Here is an 18,454-nt window from a genome sequence, read left to right on the forward strand (position 1 = left end):
AAAACTGCCGGCTTTATTTTACATATGTTTCTGATACCATTTTTCTAATATACGGATCGCACCGTAAAGTCCCATGGCAATGATACATAAGATCAGAATGGATAGGATCACCCAGTCTAATTTAAAGATCTGGCTGCCATAGATGATCAGATATCCCAGACCGCATTTCGAGGCGATAAACTCCCCAATGATCACACCGACAAGGCAAAGGCCGATATTGCTTTTCATCAAACCGATGATATTGACAAGATTCGCCGGCAGGATCACTTTTAAGAGTGCATGATTTTTACTGCCGCCTAATGTCTGGATTAATTTTAGTTTTTCAGGATCGACTTCACGGAATCCGATGTACAGATTTAATATGGTACCAAATATAGCAACTGACATACCGGTTAAAATGATCGTTTTGTAATTGGCACCCAGCCATACGATCAGAAGCGGTGCGAGTGCAGATTTTGGCAGGCTGTTTAATACAACAAGGTAAGGATCAAGTGTTTCGGTAAGTGTTTTACTGTACCAGAGCAGGATCGTGACAAGCAGGGAAGTGACCATAACCAGAAAGAAACTGATCAGCGTTTCTGCCAATGTGATGACGATATGATAAAATAAAGTATTTTCTTTTGTCATGCGGCAAAAACATAACAGTAATTTTGATGGACTGCTGAAGATAAAATCATCCACAAGTCCCATGCGAGTACTGCCTTCCCATAATACCAGAAATAAAAATAGTATGCCAAAACGGTATAGCTGGATCTTGATCTTATGTACTTTGTGAGCATTGACATAGGCAATCTGAGCCGCTGATAGATGATTATGGTTCATGGGGGTTTAACTCCTTCCAGATAAGATTAAAATAATCCTTAAATTCACTGGTATTCCGACGCTCTAACGGTGACATGTCTTTTGGGAAATCTGTCGTGATGATCTTTTTTACCATTGCCGGAACGGCCGTCAGCACGATGATCCGGTCACCAAGACTGACAGCTTCGGACAGGTCATGTGTGACAAGGATTGCTGTTTTTTTTGAATTTCTGATGATACTTCCAATATCATCGCTGACCTGTAAGCGTGTCTGGTAGTCAAGAGCGGAAAACGGTTCATCTAATAAAAGTAATTCAGGATGCAGAAGCAATGTACGGATCAGTGCGGCACGCTGGCGCATTCCACCCGAAAGCTGCGAGGGTTTTGCATCTTTAAATGGATAAAGACCATAGAGTTTGAGCAGATGGTCAGCTTCCTGTATGCTTTCTGGTGATAATTTCTTTTGTATTTCAAGACCAAGAAGAATATTTTTTCTAACGCTCCGCCACTCAAAGAGATGGTCATGCTGTAACATATACCCGATATTAGAACGGTTTTTATTAGACAGAGGTTCTCCGCAAAATTCGATCGTGCCGGATTCCGGTTCTAACAGACCACATAAAAGTGATAAAAGTGTAGATTTTCCGCAGCCTGATGGGCCGACAATACTTACAAATTCCCCTTTTTTTACCTGAAAATCAATGTTGCGCAGTGCAGGCGTTTCTCCCTGTAATGTGTGGTAAGTATAATTAACATGATTACATGTGATCAGAGGTTCCATGAATGTTCCCGCCTTTTTGTGTATATAATGTAGTTTATGTCGGTTGCTATTTTTTGACACATAAGGTAAAATAGATACAGTTCGCAAATTGCCTGTAAATGGAAATGCATACGAAATGGAGAAGATTAAGATGAACCGGAATTACCAGAAAGAGTTAGATCAACTCTTAGAACGATTACAGCAGGAAGAAAAAGTTCCCAAATTGCTTCTGCACAGTTGTTGCGCACCATGCAGTTCTTATGTAATCGAATATCTTTCTGCATATTTTCATGTGATGGTTTTTTATTACAATCCGAATATCTATCCAGATGCCGAATATGATAAACGTGTTGCCGAACAGCAGCGCTTTATAAAAGAATTTCCAACAAAATATCCGGTAGACTTTATCAGCGGTACATTTGATAAAGAACGGTTTTACCAAACCGTAAAAGGATATGAGCAGATCAAAGAGGGCGGCGAACGGTGTTTCCGCTGTTATGAACTTCGCTTATCAGAAACAGCAAAGTTAGCGAAACAGTTAGGTGTGGATTATTTTACGACAACATTGTCGATCAGTCCGCTTAAGAATGCAGTAAAGTTAAATGAGATCGGAGAAAAATTAGCAGAAGAATATCAGATTCCCTATTTAAACTCCGATTTTAAGAAAAAAAATGGATATAAACGTTCCGTAGAACTTTCGAATGCATATGGCATGTATCGTCAGGATTATTGTGGATGCATTTTTTCAAAACAGGAACGGGAAGCAGAAAAAGAAAGGAGAATATAGATTATGGCACAGTTATGGGGAGGACGCTTTACAAAAGAAACTGATAAGTTAGTATATAATTTCAATGCGTCCATATCATTTGACCAGAAATTCTATAAACAGGATATTGAAGGCAGTAAGGCACATGTGGCAATGCTTGGAAAACAGGGCATTTTAACACAGGATGAAACACAACAGATCACAGCTGCCTTAGATGAGATCTTAGCAGACGTAGAGTCAGGAAAACTTGCGATCACCGATGAATATGAAGATATTCACAGTTTTGTAGAGGCAAATCTGATCGACCGTTTAGGGGATACCGGTAAAAAATTACATACCGGAAGAAGCAGAAACGATCAGGTTGCTTTAGATATGCGTCTGTATACAAGGGCAGAAGTGAAAGAAACCGATGAATTGGTAAAAAAACTCTTAGAAACAATCCTTGGCATTATGGAAGAACACACCGAAACGATTATGCCGGGATTTACTCATTTGCAGAAAGCACAGCCGATCACCCTTGCACATCATATGGGTGCATATTTTGAAATGTTTAAACGTGACCGTCTGCGTCTGCATGATATTTATGAGCGTATGAATTACTGCCCATTAGGTTCGGGTGCATTAGCCGGAACCACATATCCTTTAGACAGGGATTATACAGCAGAACTCCTAGGATTTTACGGACCGACATTAAACAGTATGGACGGTGTATCCGACAGAGATTATCTGATCGAATATTTATCAGCATTAGCAACGATCATGATGCATTTAAGCCGTTTTTCCGAAGAAGTGATCATCTGGAATTCAAATGAATATCAGTTTGTGGAAATTGACGATGCATACAGTACCGGAAGCAGTATCATGCCGCAGAAGAAAAATCCGGATATTGCAGAATTAGTCCGGGGTAAGACAGGCAGAGTCTATGGTGCTTTAGTTTCCCTGCTTACTACAATGAAGGGAATCCCACTTGCATACAATAAAGATATGCAGGAAGATAAAGAACTGACATTTGATGCGATCGATACAGTCAAAGGCTGTCTTGCCTTGTTTGAGGGAATGTTAGCTACGATGAAGTTCAATAAAGAAGTGATGAGAAAAAGTGCAAACCATGGATTTACCAATGCAACCGATGCAGCAGATTATCTGGTAAATCATGGAGTGCCATTCAGGGACGCACATGGTATCATCGGACAGATCGTATTGTATTGCATTGATAAGAAAATTGCGATCGACGATATGAGCATCGAGGAATTCAAGCAGTTTTCCGATGTGTTTGAGCAAGATGTTTATGATGCGATCTCCATGGAAACCTGTGTCAATAAACGTTTGACGATCGGAGCACCGGGTAAGGCTGCAATGGAGAATGTCATCGCATTAGAAAGAAAATATTTGAATGAAAATCCGTAATCGGTTACAGATATTTCAAAAATTTGGTACATATGTATAAGAAAAGTGCAATTCACCTGATATTTTTTGATAATATGTGAATTGCATTTTTGATTGATTCATTTTAAGATATTTAAAGAAAGACAAATGTACGTGTAGGACGTACAGGAAAACTGAGGAGATAAGAACATGAGCGAAAAATTAAAAGTGGGCATTTTAGGTGGAACAGGAATGGTAGGACAGAGATTTATCTCTCTGTTAGAGAATCATCCATGGTTTGAGGTAACAACCATTGCAGCAAGTCCAAGAAGTGCAGGAAAAACATATGAAGAAGCAGTTGGCGGACGCTGGAAAATGGATACACCAATGCCGGAAGCTGTTAAAAATATCATTGTAAAAAATGTAAACGAAGTAGAAGCAGTAGCAGCTTCTGTAGATTTTGTATTTTCCGCTGTTGATATGACAAAAGAGGAGATCAAAAAGATCGAAGAAGATTATGCAAAGACAGAAACACCGGTTGTTTCTAACAATAGTGCACACCGCTGGACACCGGACGTACCGATGGTAGTACCAGAGATCAATCCGGAACATATGAAAGTAATTGAGTTCCAGAAGAAACGTTTAGGAACAACAAGAGGTTTCGTAGCTGTAAAACCAAACTGCTCGATTCAGAGTTATGCACCAGTTTTAACAGCATGGAAAGAGTTTGAACCATATGAAGTAGTTGCTACTACTTATCAGGCAATTTCAGGAGCAGGAAAGACATTTAAAGACTGGCCGGAAATGGTAGGAAATATCATTCCATATATCGGTGGAGAAGAAGAAAAGAGTGAGAAAGAGCCGCTTCGTATCTGGGGCGAGATCAAAGATGGTGTGATCGTGCCGGCTGCCTCTCCAGTGATCACATGTCAGTGTATCCGTGTTCCGGTATTAAACGGACATACAGCAGCTGTATTTGTAAAATTCAAAAAGAAACCGACCAAAGAGCAGTTGATCGCAGCATTAGAAAACTTCAAGGGAGTTCCACAGGAATTAGATCTTCCAAGTGCTCCAAAGCAGTTCATCCGCTATTTAGAAGAAGACAACAGACCACAGGTTGCATTAGATGTCAACTTTGAAAATGGTATGGGAATCAATGTCGGAAGATTAAGAGAAGATACCGTATACGATTGGAAATTTGTAGGTTTATCCCACAATACCGTACGTGGTGCAGCAGGTGGAGCTGTATTGTGTGCAGAACTGTTAAAAGCACAGGGATACATTACAAAGAAATAAGCAGACAGTATGGTCATTGTTTATGGGTAAGATAGTGAACTGTAACAGATAGCTGTTACAGTTCACAGGTATCCCTGCGAACTGCAACTTCGCAGCCCCATTTAAATTTTGCTACGCAAAAGGGGGGCTGCTCACGCCCGAATCACGGTCATACGCACCTAAACAGCAAGGTGTTTAGGTGCTGTCTGAACAGTAACAGATAGCTAGCATTCGATAGTCCGTCAGGCAGATTTGTTTGACGGGCTATCTTTATGTGTGCTACAATAAAATGATGGTAGTAACCGGCAGCATGGTAATTATAAATGTGCCGGCTAGTGATTTATGATGTCAGAAAAAGGGTAGGATGATATGTCAGAGAAAACGGCAGAAGTCAGATTATTAGAATATCAGTACCAGAAGAAAACGGATCAGATATTCGTGCTTTATGGTACAAAGGGCTGTGGAAAAGAAGAATATCTCAGGGAATTTCTAAAAGAAAAAGATTATTTTTATTATAGAGCCAGAGAACTATCTGATTTAGAGCAGAAAAGAGTCTTTATAAGAGAATTACAGGAAAAGTATTCCAAGGAAACGGCGCAAACGGAGTATTTAGAATGTCTGCAAAGCTTATTAGAGGACAGAGAGGGAAAATTTGTCCTTGTGATCGATGAATTTCAATATCTGATCAAAAAAGACAGCGATTTCATACAGACACTGTCACAATTAAAGAAAACAGAAGCCAAAAGCGGTGGAACGCTTCTGATCCTGCTCTGTAGTTCATCTGTGGTATGGGTAGAACAAAAAATGCAGGCAGCCCTAAAAGATGCATTTTTCCTGATCGATGATATCCATAAGATCACAGAGAAGAAGTTTTTAGATATCGTCAGAAGATTTCCGGATTACGGAGTCAGTGAATGTGTTGAAGTATATGGGATCATAGGAGGCATGGAAGAATATCTAAACTGCTGGGATGGAGAGAAATCCACAAAAGAAAATGTCTGTGAACAGATCTTGTCGGCAGATGGACGGCTGTTTGGTGAAGCAGAACAATATATCCGAATGGAACTTCGTGAATTATCCGTTTATAATACGATCTTATCAGCAATCGCATCCGGTCATAGAAAGTTGAATGAATTATATCAGTTTACCGGATATTCCAGAGCCAAGATCAGTGTCTATATGAAACATCTGATGGAATTAGGCGTGATCGAAAAAGTGGTTTCATTTGAAACCGGTGGCTGGGAGAATGCACAAAAAGGTATCTATCAGATCCGGCATACCTTTATCAATTTCTGGTTTAAGTTTGTATTCCCTCACTTATCAGACTTATATCTGCATACGCCACAGGAATTTTATGACCGTCATATAGAAGGGGCATTAGAAGAATATCTAAACCGCTATTTTACCGGTGTCTGTATGGAATATATGGAATTGTTAGATCAGATACATAAACTTCCGGTCGAAATCAAAAAAATCGGAACATGGATTGGAAAACAGGGAAATATTGATATCATTGCACAGAATAGCATACGTGAAAACGTGGTCGGTATCTGCAACTGGTCAGAGGAGAAGATGTCCTATGCCCGTTATGAGCAGTTAGAAGAATTGTTAAAACAGGCAAGGATCAAGGCAAAGCACTATTTTCTCTTTTCGGCAAAGGCGTTCGATGAAGAACTGATCAAAAAGTCAGAGGAAGATGAGCGATTTTCCTTAATCGATATGACAGAATTATAGAAAGAGGGTAACTATGAGGATAAGAGATAGTTATAAAAAGAGGACTTAATTTATGGGGAAATCGTTATATATAGCCGAAAAGCCGAGCGTTGCACAGGAATTTGCCAAAGCCTTGAAGATGGATATGAGAAGCTATAACGGTTATCGCGAAGGAGAGGGAGCAGTTGTAACATGGTGTGTAGGACATCTTGTCACTATGAGTTATCCAGAAGTTTATGATATGAAATATAAAAAATGGAGCCTTGCAACACTTCCATTTATCCCACAGGAATTTAAGTATGAAGTGATCAAAAGTGCTTCTGCACAGTTTCAGATCGTAAAGGGGCTTTTAAATCGGGAAGACATTGATACGATCTATGTCTGTACAGACTCTGGACGTGAAGGGGAATATATCTACCGTTTAGTCGAACAGATGTCAGGAGTGAAAGACAAAAAAAGAAAACGCGTCTGGATCGACTCACAGACAGAAGAAGAAATCTTAAGGGGAATACGGGAGGCAAAAGATCTCTCAGAATATGATAATCTTGCAGACAGTGCATATCTTCGGGCAAAAGAAGACTATTTGATGGGAATTAATTTTTCAAGACTTTTAACATTGAAATATGGAAATGCGATCGCATCTTATCTGCATGAAAAATATTCCGTGATTTCAGTCGGACGAGTAATGACCTGTGTGCTTGGAATGGTTGTACGAAGGGAACGGGAGATCAGGGAATTTGTAAAAACACCATTTTACAGAGTGCTTGCAAAATTAAATCTTCAGGGAAGGAAGATTGATGCCGAATGGAGAGTGAATCCAGATTCTATTTATTTTCAATCCCCGAAATTATATAAAGAAAACGGTTTTTTGAAGGAAGAAACCGCAAAGGAACTGATCGTATCTTTAGAAAATCTTCCAATGTATGTCGAAAAAGTAGAAAAGAAAAAAGAAACAAAAAATCCGCCATTGTTATATAATCTTGCAGAATTACAAAATGACTGTTCAAAATTTTTTAAGATCAGTCCAGATGAAACCCTTGCCACTGTGCAGGAGTTATACGAGAAAAAGCTAGTAACCTATCCACGTACCGATGCGAGAGTTCTTTCCACAGCAGTTGCAAAAGAGATCCATAAGAATATCGGTGGGCTTCGCAATATTCCGGGAATGCGTCCTTTCGCAGAAGAAGTTTTAGAAAAAGGAACTTATCAAAATATTGCGAAAACAAGATATGTCAATGATAAGCAGATCACAGACCATTATGCGATCATCCCGACAGGACAGGGATTTGGTGCACTAAAAAGCGTCAATGAACGTGGCGTCAATGTATATGAAGCCATTGTAAGACGGTTTTTAGCCATATTCTATCCTCCGGCAATTTATCAGAAAGTGACATTGACAACTGCGGTAACAATCGAAAAAGCTTCTGAAAAACAGCAGAAAGAACAGTTCTATGCAAGTTTTAAAGTGCTCGCAGATGCAGGATATTTAAAAGTAATGAATTATTCCTTCCAGAAAAAGAAAACGGCAGCCAAAGAAGATGCAGAATCTTCAGAATCTGGTGAGGAGATCGGAGATGAAGATCTTTTAGCACATATTTCTTCGTTGAAGAAAAAAGATCTGCTTGACATGGAAGGATATGAGATCAAAGAGGGCGAAACTTCACCGCCAAAACGTTACAATTCCGGTTCGATGATCCTTGCAATGGAAAATGCCGGACAGTTGATCGAAGATGAAGAACTGCGTGCACAGATCAAAGGAAGTGGAATTGGTACAAGTGCTACACGAGCAGAAATCTTAAAGAAATTAGTGGCAAACAAATACCTGGCACTTAATAAAAAAACGCAGATCATTACCCCGACGCTGATGGGCGAAATGATCTATGATGTGGTAAATGCGTCAATAAGGTCATTATTAAATCCAGAATTAACAGCAAGTTGGGAAAAAGGACTGACCTATGTGGCAGAGGGAAGCATCACTTCAGACGAATACATGGAAAAGCTGACGAATTTTATCAAAAGCCGTACTAGTGGTGTGCTGGGACTGAACAACCAGTATTTACTGCGAGGACAGTTCGACAAAGCAGCACAATTCTATAAGACAAAGAAATAAATAAATCTAGATTTAATAAAGGAGAATCAAAAATGGAACAGTGTAAAGTAACCAATTTATATGATCTGAAAGAAACAATCGCAGCCGAATTATTAGAAAGCGTGGAATATCCATGGGAGGCGTTAAAAGGGATCAGTGATTTTATCCGTAAGATCGGACCAACATTAGATACCGATATCTATGAACAGAAAGGGGAAGAAATCTGGGTAGCAAAAAGTGCAAAAGTTGCTCCAACCGCATATTTAAATGGACCATTGATCATTGATGAAGATGCAGAGATCCGTCATTGTGCATTTATCAGAGGAAGTGCGATCGTAGGAAAAGGTTCTGTCGTAGGCAATTCCACAGAATTAAAAAACGTGATCATCTTTAATTCCGTACAGGTGCCGCATTATAATTACGTCGGAGATTCTATTCTCGGACATAAATCCCATATGGGTGCAGGTTCCATTACCTCTAATGTAAAATCAGATAAGACATTAGTTGTAGTAAAAGATAACAATGAAGAAATTAAAACAGGTTTAAAGAAATTTGGAGCCATGTTGGGAGATCATGTAGAAGTTGGATGTAATTCAGTTTTAAATCCGGGAACTGTTATCGGAAGATGCAGTAATATCTATCCATTATCCATGGTCAGAGGAGTCGTTCCGGCAAATTCTATATATAAGAACAAAAACGAAATCGTGACCAAAGCAGTAAAGTAAACAAAAAACAATAAAAGTACTTTACGAATCCAAAAAAATATGCGAAAATAAGAAGCAGTGTGCAGAATATGTTGATATATCTGCATCTGTATAATGATTTAGTCGAAAGGAGTCTTATAATGATTTACACTAAGGAAGTCGAAAACATGTGTCCGGTAGCAAAAGGCGCAAAACATGAACCAGCTCCAATCCCAGAAGAAGGAAAATGGGTTCATTCCAAAAAAATTGAAGATATTTCAGGATTTACACACGGTGTAGGCTGGTGTGCACCACAGCAGGGTGCCTGTAAGCTTTCATTAAATGTAAAAAATGGTGTAATCGAAGAAGCATTAGTAGAAACAATCGGATGTTCCGGTATGACACATTCCGCAGCTATGGCAGCAGAGGTTTTACAGGGAAAAACAATTTTAGAGGCATTGAATACAGACTTAGTCTGTGATGCGATCAATACAGCAATGAGAGAATTATTCTTACAGATCGTTTACGGACGTACACAGAGTGCATTCTCTGATGATGGACTTGCAATTGGTGCTGGTCTTGAAGATTTAGGAAAAGGACTTCGTTCTCAGGTTGGTACAATGTACGCAACAAAAGAAAAAGGTGTTCGTTACTTAGAGATGGCAGAAGGATATGTAACAGGTATTGCTCTTGATGCCGACAACGAAGTTATTGGTTATCAGTTCGTTTCCCTTGGAAAAATGACTGACTTCATTAAAAAAGGTGATGATCCTAATACAGCTTGGGAGAAAGCAAAAGGACAGTATGGCCGTGTAGCTGATGCTGTTAAGATCATTGACCCAAGACAGGAATAGGAAAGGAGAACGAAAGCAATGGCATTATTTGAATCATATGAAAGAAGAATTCCACAGATCAACGCTGTGTTGAATAGTTATGGAATCAGCTCTATCGAAGAAGCTGAAAAAATCACAAAAGATGCTGGACTTGATGTATACAATCAGATCAAAGGGATCCAGCCTATTTGTTTTGAGAACGCTTGCTGGGCTTACACTGTAGGTGCTGCAATTGCAATCAAAAAAGGTGCTGTAAGAGCAGCAGACGCTGCAGCAGCAATCGGAGAAGGCCTTCAGGCTTTCTGTATTCCGGGATCTGTTGCTGACCACAGAAAAGTAGGTTTAGGACATGGTAATCTTGGAAAAATGTTATTAGAGGAAGAAACAGAGTGTTTCTGCTTCTTAGCAGGACATGAATCTTTCGCAGCTGCTGAAGGTGCGATCGGAATCGCTGAGAAAGCAAACAAAGTTCGTAAAAAACCATTACGTGTTGTATTAAACGGACTTGGAAAAGATGCTGCACAGATCATTTCCCGTATCAACGGATTTACATTTGTTGAAACAAAATATGATTATAAAGAAGCAAAATTAAATGTTGTATATGAAAAAGCATACTCTGATGGACTTCGTGCAACTGTAAAATGTTACGGTGCTGATGATGTTCAGGAAGGTGTTGCTATCATGCATCACGAAAACGTAGGTGTATCTATCACAGGTAACTCTACAAACCCAACACGTTTCCAGCATCCGGTAGCAGGTACATACAAAAAAGAATGTATCGAGCAGGGTAAGAAATACTTCTCAGTTGCATCCGGCGGTGGTACAGGACGTACACTTCATCCGGACAACATGGCTGCAGGACCAGCTTCTTATGGTATGACAGATACTATGGGACGTATGCATTCCGATGCACAGTTCGCAGGTTCTTCTTCCGTACCGGCTCACGTAGAAATGATGGGTCTGATCGGTGCAGGTAACAACCCAATGGTTGGTATGACTGTAGCAGTAGCAGTAGCTATCGAAGAAGCACACAAAGCAGGAAAATGCTAATATTTGATACAATCAGATAATCGGGTTCGAAAGAACTTAAAAAGAAACTTCTTACATTCTTAGGAATGTCGGAAGTTTCTTTTTTTGTATGGTTTCTTTTGGTATATGAAAAGCAGATGAATTTAACAGTAAAATTTCTTGTAATCTGAAATCCGTTGGACTATAATAATCGGTAATATACAGAGTCGAACAGAAATGAGGAATGATTATGAAGAAAAAAATTTGTTACAGCCTTTTACTTCTCGTATCAGTTCTGATACTTTTTGCAGGCTGTGGAGAAAGCAAAAAAGAAACAAAAACCGTTCATAAACAGCCGGTCAGACAGGAAAAGCCGGAAGAAGAATCCGAAGTAAAAGCCGCCTTTAGCGAAGAAGAAACAGAAGAAGGCAGCGAAGAACAGACAGGAACAGAACTTCCGACAGAACAGATCGAGGCCACAGAAACAGAGGATACAGAAGCATCCGCAGAGATCGATGCCATTGTAGCAACCAAAGATACCTATGATTACGTTGCTCTTGGTAATTCCATTACCTGTAATGATATTGATGATGAGGGTTTATGGTGGGGTAACTGGGGTATGGCAGCATCAAATGAAGATAATGACTACATCCATATTGTTTCGAAATGGTTAGGTGCCCAGTCCGTAAAACCGGTAACAACAACCGTACTTGATTTAAAAAAATGGGAACTTGCATCAGACCGGAATACGATCCAAAAGGATTATGAAGAATATTTCAATGAATATACCGATCTTGTGACGATACAGACAGGCGAAAATATTACAGAATATATGGAAACATTAGGTATGGACTACGACAGTTTAGTCAAAATGATCAGGGAAAAAGCACCAAATGCCCAGATACTGATGTTAGGAGAAGTCCTCTGGCCATCCGAGGATATCGAATCCGCAAAACATGCCGCCTGTGATGCCTACGGCGTTACATTTATAGATATGACGGAATTTTTAAACGGCTATGAAAGCTTTTATAAATCTGCGATCGGTGCAGAAGTGGCAGGGACAGACGGAGAGAGCCATACGATCACAAATGAAGTCGTTGCGGCACATCCGAATGATGAAGGAATGGCATGTATTGCCCAGCAGGTGATCAACCAGATACAGATCCAGAACTGATCACAGTAAAAGCAGTCAGTAAACAGATTTTCTTATTTAAAACATGAAAAAGATGAAAGATCCAGAAAACGGATTTTTCATCTTTTTTTGTTTCCAACAATATATAGTTAATATATGAGTAATGGCAGACATATATAGTAAAAACACACAAATAATTCTGGAAATAATTATCATATATCACGAAAATTACAAATGAAGTCGAAAAAAATTCTCTTTTACTCGTCAATCTGTTAAACTATGAGCATGGTTCGTTATTTCGGACACTATATATACATGGAGGGGTAATATGCTAGAACAATCATATTATGACAAGGCAGATGAGATCATCAGCCAGCATGGCAAGATGCAGAAGTTTTTAATCCCGATCATTCAGGATATACAGACTTACTACCGGTATCTTCCGCCAGAACTATTAAGCTATGTTGCAAAATGTTTGGGGATCAACGAGGCAAAGGCTTACAGTGTTGCAACCTTTTATGAAAATTTTTCTTTTGAAGCAAAAGGAAAATATGTAATTCGTGTATGTGATGGAACCGCCTGTCATGTACGGAAATCAACAGCTATATTAGAGCAGATCTATAAGGAAACCGGTCTTAAAAAAGGCAAGCATACAACAGAAGATATGCTTTTCACATTAGAAACGGTATCGTGTTTAGGAGCCTGTGGACTTGCTCCGGTATTAACTGTAAATGATGTTGTACATCCGGCAATGACACCGGAAAAGGTGCATGAATTATTTGAAGAATTGAAAGGTGCAGAGAATAAATGAGATTAGAAAATAGGGAATCTTTAGCAAAAAAGCGTGAAGACGCAAAAGCGGCGATGAAACAGCCGAAACATCGTATTTTAGTCTGTGCAGGCACAGGCTGCTTAGCAGGCGGTTCTGCAAAAATCTATGACAGATTCGTAGAACTTGCGGCAAAAGAAGATGGCGTGGAAGTTGCATTTGGTGATGAAGCACATCAGGGCATCCATACGGGAGTAAAGAGAAGCGGATGCCATGGATTCTGTGAAATGGGACCATTGGTGCGTATTGAGCCAAGCAACTATTTATATATCAAAGTCAAAGAAGACGACTGTGACGAGATTTTTGAAGAATCAATCTACAATGACCGTCCGGTAGAACGTCTTTTATATGAATCCGAAGGTGTTAAATACGAAACACAGGAAAAAATACCTTTTTATGCAAAACAGACTAGATTAGTGTTAAAAAACTGTGGACATATCGATGCAGAAAACATAGATGAATACCTTGCAGTAGGCGGATATCGGGCATTAGAAAAAGTTTTATTTGACATGACACCGCAGGAAGTCATCGATGAGATCTTAGAATCCAATCTAAGAGGAAGAGGCGGCGGCGGTTTCCAGACCGGATATAAATGGAAACAGGTTGCCAGACAAAAAGAGACCGAACGCTACGTTGTTTGTAATGGTGATGAGGGTGATCCGGGAGCATTTATGGACAGAAGCGTTATGGAAGGCGATCCGCATAAAATGTTAGAAGGAATGATGATCGCAGGCTATGCAGTCGGTGCGGCCGAAGGATATATCTATGTGCGTGCAGAATACCCATTAGCGATCAATCGTCTGAAACTTGCGATCGCACAGGCAAATGAAGCAGGCTTATTAGGAGAAAATATTTTAGGAACAGGATTTCATTTCCAGATACATATCAATCGTGGTGCAGGAGCATTTGTCTGTGGGGAAGGAAGCGCACTGACAGCTTCGATCGAAGGCGAACGTGGGATGCCACGAACAAAACCACCAAGAACTGTTGAACAGGGACTTTTTGGAAAACCAACCGTATTAAATAATGTAGAAACCTATGCAAACGTTCCAATGATCATCAATGAAGGTGCCGCATGGTATCATACGATCGGAACAGAAGGAAGTCCGGGAACAAAAGCATTTGCATTGACGGGAAGTGTAAAAAATACAGGACTGATCGAAGTGCCGATGGGAACAAACCTGCGTGATATCGTCTATGATATCGGTGGTGGTGTCAAAAATGACGTTCCATTCAAAGCAGTGCAGATCGGCGGACCATCCGGTGGCTGTTTGGTGACGAGAGATCTTGATGTAAAATTAGATTTTGATTCTTTAAAAAAATTAGGTGCAATGATCGGTTCCGGTGGACTTGTCGTAATGGATGAGAATACCTGCATGGTAGAAGTTGCCCGTTTCTTTATGAATTTTACACAGAATGAAAGCTGCGGAAAATGTGTACCATGCCGGGAAGGAACCAAACGGATGTTAGAGATCCTTGAAGATATTGTAGCCGGTAAAGGAACCGAGGAATCCCTGACAATGCTTGAAGAATTAGGTGAGGCAATTACGAATACCGCACTTTGCGGATTAGGAAAGAGTGCAGCACTTCCGGTACTTTCCACGCTTCGGAATTTCAGGGAAGAATATTTAGAGCATGTGGTAGAAAAACGCTGCAAGACAGGAAACTGTCAGGCATTGCAGAATTATAAGATTTTACCGGAAGTCTGTAAAGGATGTTCTAAGTGTGCAAGAAATTGTCCAGTTAATGCGATCAGCGGAAAAATAAAAGAACCTTTTGTAATCGATCAGGCAGTCTGTATCAAATGTGGAACCTGTTTGGAAAACTGTCCATTTGGTGCAATCGTAAAGGAAAGTTAGGAGGGAACGTGACATGGATTATATTACAATAGATTCTAAAAAAGTGCCGATCGAGGGAGAAAAAAATGTCCTTTCCCTGATCCGTAAAGCAGGCATTGACCTGCCGACATTCTGTTATCATTCAGAATTGTCCATTTATGGAGCCTGCCGTATGTGCGTGGTAGAAGATGAGAGAGGAAAGATATTTGCCTCCTGTTCCGAACAGCCAAGACCGGGAATGGTGATTTATACAAACACAAAACGGATACAGAAATACAGAAAACTCATTATGGAATTACTGTTGGCTTCACATTGCAGGGATTGTACCGTCTGTCATAAAAACGGCATGTGCGAACTGCAGTCTTTAGCATACAAAGTCGGTGTGCATGATGTGCGTTTTCCAAATACACGCGAAGAGCGGCCGATCGATATGAGTTCACCAAGCATCGTGCTTGATCCAAACAAATGTATTTTGTGTGGTGACTGTGTGCGTACCTGTGATGAAATTCAGGGAGTAGGTGCGATCAATTTTGCATTTCGTGGCTCAAAGACACAGGTAATGCCGGCATTCGATAAAAAAATCAGTGAAACAGAGTGTGTCGGCTGTGGACAATGTGCAGCCGTCTGTCCGACAGCAGCGATCTCGATACGTTCTAATGTATCCGTCGTATGGGATGCGATCGAAGATAAAAACATACGTGTGGTAGCACAGGTTGCACCGGCAGTCCGAATTGCCGTCGGCGATCATTTCCAGATCCCAAAAGGAGAAAATTCTTTTGCAAAATTAGTCGAAGCACTTCGTATCATGGGATTTGACCAGATCTACGATACCAACTTTGCGGCAGATTTAACCGTAATGGAAGAATCCGCAGAATTTGCGGCAAGATTAGAAAAAGGAGAAAAATTACCATTATTTACATCCTGCTGTCCGGGATGGGTAAAATACTGTGAAAATAAATATCCGGAATTTGCAGAAAATATTTCGACCTGCCGTTCCCCACAGGGAATGTTTTCCGCAGTGATCAAAGAATATTACAAGGAATCAGATGAAAAAGAAGGCAAAAAGACCGTTGTCGTATCGATCATGCCTTGTACCGCAAAAAAAGGCGAGATCTTAAGAAAAGATAATTTTACTGATGGCAGACAGGACACGGACTATGTACTGACGACAACCGAAGTCATCCGTATGATCAAACAGATGGGTATCCAGTTCGATAAGATCTCCGGTGAATCGGCAGATATGCCATTTGCCTTAGCATCCGGTGGTGGTGCGATCTTTGGAACAACAGGCGGTGTGACAGAAGCCGTTTTGCGAAGGCTTTCCCCAAACAAAGATTATCAGACCTTGCGGGATATCAGTTTTACAGGCGTCCGCGGTGAGGAAGGTATCAAAGAAACCGTTGTAGACTATCAGGGCAGAGAAGTAAAAATTGCTGTTGTAAACGGACTTGCAAATGCCGGGAAACTGCTTGACCGTATCAAAGCCGGTGAAGTGACTTACGATTTTGTGGAAGTGATGGCATGTAAACGAGGATGCATCATGGGTGGCGGACAGCCGGGACCTGCAGGACCTAGAACGAAGCAAAGACGTATGGAAGGCATCTACAAAGTCGATAAGAGCAGCAATATCAAGTCCTCCGATGAGAATCCGGCAGTCGTTGCGCTGTATCAGGATTTCTTAAAAGGAAAAGAGCATCGCTTATTACATAGAAACCTAAAATAAAAACATAAAGTCTAAAAGTATTGACTTTTCGACCATATGTGCTAGAATAATTGCTAGTGTGAGTGAAAAGAAAAGGAAGGTTTTCTTATGAGAAGACAGGTTTTATCATTGTTGGTTGAAAATACCGCAGGTGTTACCAGCCATATTTCCGGTCTGTTCAGCAGGAGAGGTTACAATATCGACAGTTTTTCGTCGGGCGTGACCGCTGATCCGAAGTATACGAGAATAACGATCGTAGCAAGCGGAGATGAACAGATACTTGAACAGATTGAAAAGCAACTGTCCAAGCTAGAAGATGTTTTAGACATCAAGAAGCTGGAACATGGAACTTCCGTGACAAGAGAACTTATCTTGGTTAAGATTCGTGCGAAGGACACAGACCGACAGGCGATTCTTAATGTAACAGAAATTTTCCACGGAAAAGTTGTAGATGTCACAAACGATTCTATGGTAATCGAACTGACCGGTCATCAGGATAAGTTAGATGCTTTCCTTGATCTCTTGCAGGGATATGAGATATTAGAACTGGCAAGAACCGGTATTACGGGACTGACAAGAGGTTCCGCAGATGTCAAATATTTAGACTAATAATTTTAGGAGGATATAGTATTATGTCAGCAAAAATTTTCTATCAGGAAGACTGTAATTTATCATTATTAGATGGAAAGACCATCGCAATCATCGGTTACGGAAGTCAGGGACATGCACATGCATTGAACTTAAAAGATTCCGGATGCCATGTAATCATCGGTCTTTATAAAGGAAGCAAATCATGGGCAAAAGCTGAGAAACAGGGCTTTGAAGTTTATACAGCAGCAGAAGCAGCTAAAAAAGCAGATATCATTATGATCCTGATCAACGATGAGAAACAGGCAGATCTTTACAAGAACGATATCGAGCCGAACCTTGAAGAAGGAAATATGTTAATGTTTGCTCATGGATTCAATATCCATTTCGGATGTATCGTACCACCTGCAAACGTAGATGTTACAATGATCGCACCAAAGGGACCGGGACATACAGTACGTTCTGAGTATCAGGCTGGAAAAGGTGTTCCTTGTCTGATCGCTGTAGAGCAGGATGCAACAGGAAAAGCACAGGATATCGCTTTAGCATACTCTTTAGGAATCGGTGGAGCAAGAGCAGGTGTTCTTGAAACAACATTCAGAACAGAAACAGAAACAGACTTATTCGGTGAGCAGGCAGTACTCTGCGGTGGTGTTTGTGCATTGATGCAGGCTGGATTTGAAACATTATGCGAAGCTGGATATGATCCAAGAAATGCATACTTCGAATGTATCCATGAGATGAAACTGATCGTAGACTTAATCTACCAGTCAGGTTTCGAAGGAATGAGATATTCTATTTCTAACACAGCAGAATATGGTGATTACATCACAGGACCAAAACTTATCACAGAAGAAACAAAGAAGACTATGAAGAAGATCTTATCCGACATTCAGGATGGTTCTTTCGCAAAAGAATTCTTATTAGATATGTCACCTGCTGGAAAACAGGTTCACTTCAAAGCTATGAGAAAATTAGCAGCAGAGCATCCATCAGAAGCAGTTGGTAAAGAGATCCGTAAACTTTACAGCTGGAACAACGAAGATGATAAGCTGATCAACAACTAATCATT

Annotated in this window: 16 protein-coding genes; 14 read left to right on the forward strand and 2 right to left on the reverse strand. The window is 40.3% G+C overall.

Annotation, left to right across the window (positions count from 1 at the left end; translation table 11 throughout):
• Window positions 1-18: 18 nt before the first annotated feature.
• Both H8S17_RS05960 and H8S17_RS05965 read right to left on the reverse strand, forming a co-directional pair.
• The gene (locus H8S17_RS05960; protein ID WP_186866597.1) at window positions 19-822 is read right to left on the reverse strand and encodes an ABC transporter permease; all 804 of its coding nucleotides are present in this window, start codon (window positions 820-822) and stop codon (window positions 19-21) included.
• The gene (locus H8S17_RS05965; protein ID WP_186866598.1) at window positions 812-1,582 is read right to left on the reverse strand and encodes an ABC transporter ATP-binding protein; all 771 of its coding nucleotides are present in this window, start codon (window positions 1,580-1,582) and stop codon (window positions 812-814) included. The genes H8S17_RS05960 and H8S17_RS05965 overlap by 11 nt, the downstream gene beginning before the upstream one ends.
• A 115-nt stretch (window positions 1,583-1,697) precedes the next feature.
• On the opposite strand from H8S17_RS05965, the gene H8S17_RS05970 reads away from it, so the two are divergent.
• The 14 genes from H8S17_RS05970 to ilvC all read left to right on the forward strand — a co-directional run bounded on the left by H8S17_RS05970 (window position 1,698) and on the right by ilvC (window position 18,449).
• Window positions 1,698-2,348, forward strand: coding sequence for an epoxyqueuosine reductase QueH (locus tag H8S17_RS05970; protein ID WP_186866599.1), 651 nt, complete (start codon window positions 1,698-1,700; stop codon window positions 2,346-2,348).
• Window positions 2,349-2,351: 3 nt separating this feature from the next.
• Window positions 2,352-3,734 carry an argininosuccinate lyase gene (gene argH / locus H8S17_RS05975; RefSeq protein ID WP_186866600.1) on the forward strand — a complete coding sequence of 461 codons (1,383 nt, stop codon included), beginning with the start codon at window positions 2,352-2,354 and terminating at the stop codon, window positions 3,732-3,734.
• A gap of 168 nt (window positions 3,735-3,902) precedes the next feature.
• Window positions 3,903-4,988 carry an aspartate-semialdehyde dehydrogenase gene (asd, locus tag H8S17_RS05980; protein ID WP_178051007.1) on the forward strand — a complete coding sequence of 362 codons (1,086 nt, stop codon included), beginning with the start codon at window positions 3,903-3,905 and terminating at the stop codon, window positions 4,986-4,988.
• Between the two features lie 348 nt (window positions 4,989-5,336).
• Complete coding sequence (locus H8S17_RS05985; RefSeq protein ID WP_186866601.1) at window positions 5,337-6,701, forward strand: ATP-binding protein; 1,365 nt, start codon at window positions 5,337-5,339, stop codon at window positions 6,699-6,701.
• Window positions 6,702-6,753: 52 nt separating this feature from the next.
• Window positions 6,754-8,790 carry a DNA topoisomerase gene (locus H8S17_RS05990; RefSeq protein WP_186866602.1) on the forward strand — a complete coding sequence of 679 codons (2,037 nt, stop codon included), beginning with the start codon at window positions 6,754-6,756 and terminating at the stop codon, window positions 8,788-8,790.
• A 32-nt stretch (window positions 8,791-8,822) separates the two neighbouring features.
• The gene (locus H8S17_RS05995; RefSeq protein ID WP_186866603.1) at window positions 8,823-9,494 is read left to right on the forward strand and encodes an LbetaH domain-containing protein; all 672 of its coding nucleotides are present in this window, start codon (window positions 8,823-8,825) and stop codon (window positions 9,492-9,494) included.
• Between the two features lie 119 nt (window positions 9,495-9,613).
• Entirely contained in the window at window positions 9,614-10,306 is a 693-nt protein-coding gene (locus H8S17_RS06000) for an iron-sulfur cluster assembly scaffold protein (RefSeq protein WP_178051011.1), read from the forward strand.
• Between the two features lie 18 nt (window positions 10,307-10,324).
• The gene (locus tag H8S17_RS06005) at window positions 10,325-11,335 is read left to right on the forward strand and encodes a GGGtGRT protein (RefSeq protein WP_186866604.1); all 1,011 of its coding nucleotides are present in this window, start codon (window positions 10,325-10,327) and stop codon (window positions 11,333-11,335) included.
• 208 nt (window positions 11,336-11,543) lie between these two features.
• Window positions 11,544-12,467: an SGNH/GDSL hydrolase family protein gene (locus H8S17_RS06010; protein WP_186866605.1), complete on the forward strand. Its 924-nt coding sequence runs from the start codon at window positions 11,544-11,546 to the stop codon at window positions 12,465-12,467.
• Between the two features lie 286 nt (window positions 12,468-12,753).
• Entirely contained in the window at window positions 12,754-13,236 is a 483-nt protein-coding gene (locus tag H8S17_RS06015; RefSeq protein WP_178052000.1) for a complex I 24 kDa subunit family protein, read from the forward strand.
• On the forward strand, window positions 13,233-15,113 hold the full coding sequence (locus H8S17_RS06020) for an NADH-quinone oxidoreductase subunit NuoF (protein WP_186866606.1): 1,881 nt from the start codon (window positions 13,233-13,235) through the stop codon (window positions 15,111-15,113). The genes H8S17_RS06015 and H8S17_RS06020 overlap by 4 nt, the downstream gene beginning before the upstream one ends.
• A 13-nt stretch (window positions 15,114-15,126) precedes the next feature.
• The gene (locus H8S17_RS06025) at window positions 15,127-16,815 is read left to right on the forward strand and encodes a [FeFe] hydrogenase, group A (protein ID WP_186866607.1); all 1,689 of its coding nucleotides are present in this window, start codon (window positions 15,127-15,129) and stop codon (window positions 16,813-16,815) included.
• Window positions 16,816-16,902: 87 nt separating this feature from the next.
• The gene (ilvN, locus tag H8S17_RS06030; protein ID WP_178051539.1) at window positions 16,903-17,403 is read left to right on the forward strand and encodes an acetolactate synthase small subunit; all 501 of its coding nucleotides are present in this window, start codon (window positions 16,903-16,905) and stop codon (window positions 17,401-17,403) included.
• Between the two features lie 23 nt (window positions 17,404-17,426).
• Window positions 17,427-18,449: a ketol-acid reductoisomerase gene (gene ilvC / locus H8S17_RS06035; RefSeq protein WP_186866608.1), complete on the forward strand. Its 1,023-nt coding sequence runs from the start codon at window positions 17,427-17,429 to the stop codon at window positions 18,447-18,449.
• The last annotated feature ends 5 nt before the right edge of the window (window positions 18,450-18,454 follow it).

This window comes from Roseburia zhanii (assembly GCF_014287635.1).
In the GTDB taxonomy this organism is placed as follows: Bacteria; Bacillota; Clostridia; order Lachnospirales; family Lachnospiraceae; genus Roseburia_B; species Roseburia_B zhanii.

Coding starts and splice junctions, on each gene's coding strand:
- H8S17_RS05960 (WP_186866597.1), bottom strand. CDS start 822: ATGAACCATAATCATCTATCAGCGGCTCAGATTGCCTATGTCAATGCT.
- H8S17_RS05965 (WP_186866598.1), bottom strand. CDS start 1,582: ATGGAACCTCTGATCACATGTAATCATGTTAATTATACTTACCACACA.
- H8S17_RS05970 (WP_186866599.1), top strand. CDS start 1,698: ATGGAGAAGATTAAGATGAACCGGAATTACCAGAAAGAGTTAGATCAA.
- argH (WP_186866600.1), top strand. CDS start 2,352: ATGGCACAGTTATGGGGAGGACGCTTTACAAAAGAAACTGATAAGTTA.
- asd (WP_178051007.1), top strand. CDS start 3,903: ATGAGCGAAAAATTAAAAGTGGGCATTTTAGGTGGAACAGGAATGGTA.
- H8S17_RS05985 (WP_186866601.1), top strand. CDS start 5,337: ATGTCAGAGAAAACGGCAGAAGTCAGATTATTAGAATATCAGTACCAG.
- H8S17_RS05990 (WP_186866602.1), top strand. CDS start 6,754: ATGGGGAAATCGTTATATATAGCCGAAAAGCCGAGCGTTGCACAGGAA.
- H8S17_RS05995 (WP_186866603.1), top strand. CDS start 8,823: ATGGAACAGTGTAAAGTAACCAATTTATATGATCTGAAAGAAACAATC.
- H8S17_RS06000 (WP_178051011.1), top strand. CDS start 9,614: ATGATTTACACTAAGGAAGTCGAAAACATGTGTCCGGTAGCAAAAGGC.
- H8S17_RS06005 (WP_186866604.1), top strand. CDS start 10,325: ATGGCATTATTTGAATCATATGAAAGAAGAATTCCACAGATCAACGCT.
- H8S17_RS06010 (WP_186866605.1), top strand. CDS start 11,544: ATGAAGAAAAAAATTTGTTACAGCCTTTTACTTCTCGTATCAGTTCTG.
- H8S17_RS06015 (WP_178052000.1), top strand. CDS start 12,754: ATGCTAGAACAATCATATTATGACAAGGCAGATGAGATCATCAGCCAG.
- H8S17_RS06020 (WP_186866606.1), top strand. CDS start 13,233: ATGAGATTAGAAAATAGGGAATCTTTAGCAAAAAAGCGTGAAGACGCA.
- H8S17_RS06025 (WP_186866607.1), top strand. CDS start 15,127: ATGGATTATATTACAATAGATTCTAAAAAAGTGCCGATCGAGGGAGAA.
- ilvN (WP_178051539.1), top strand. CDS start 16,903: ATGAGAAGACAGGTTTTATCATTGTTGGTTGAAAATACCGCAGGTGTT.
- ilvC (WP_186866608.1), top strand. CDS start 17,427: ATGTCAGCAAAAATTTTCTATCAGGAAGACTGTAATTTATCATTATTA.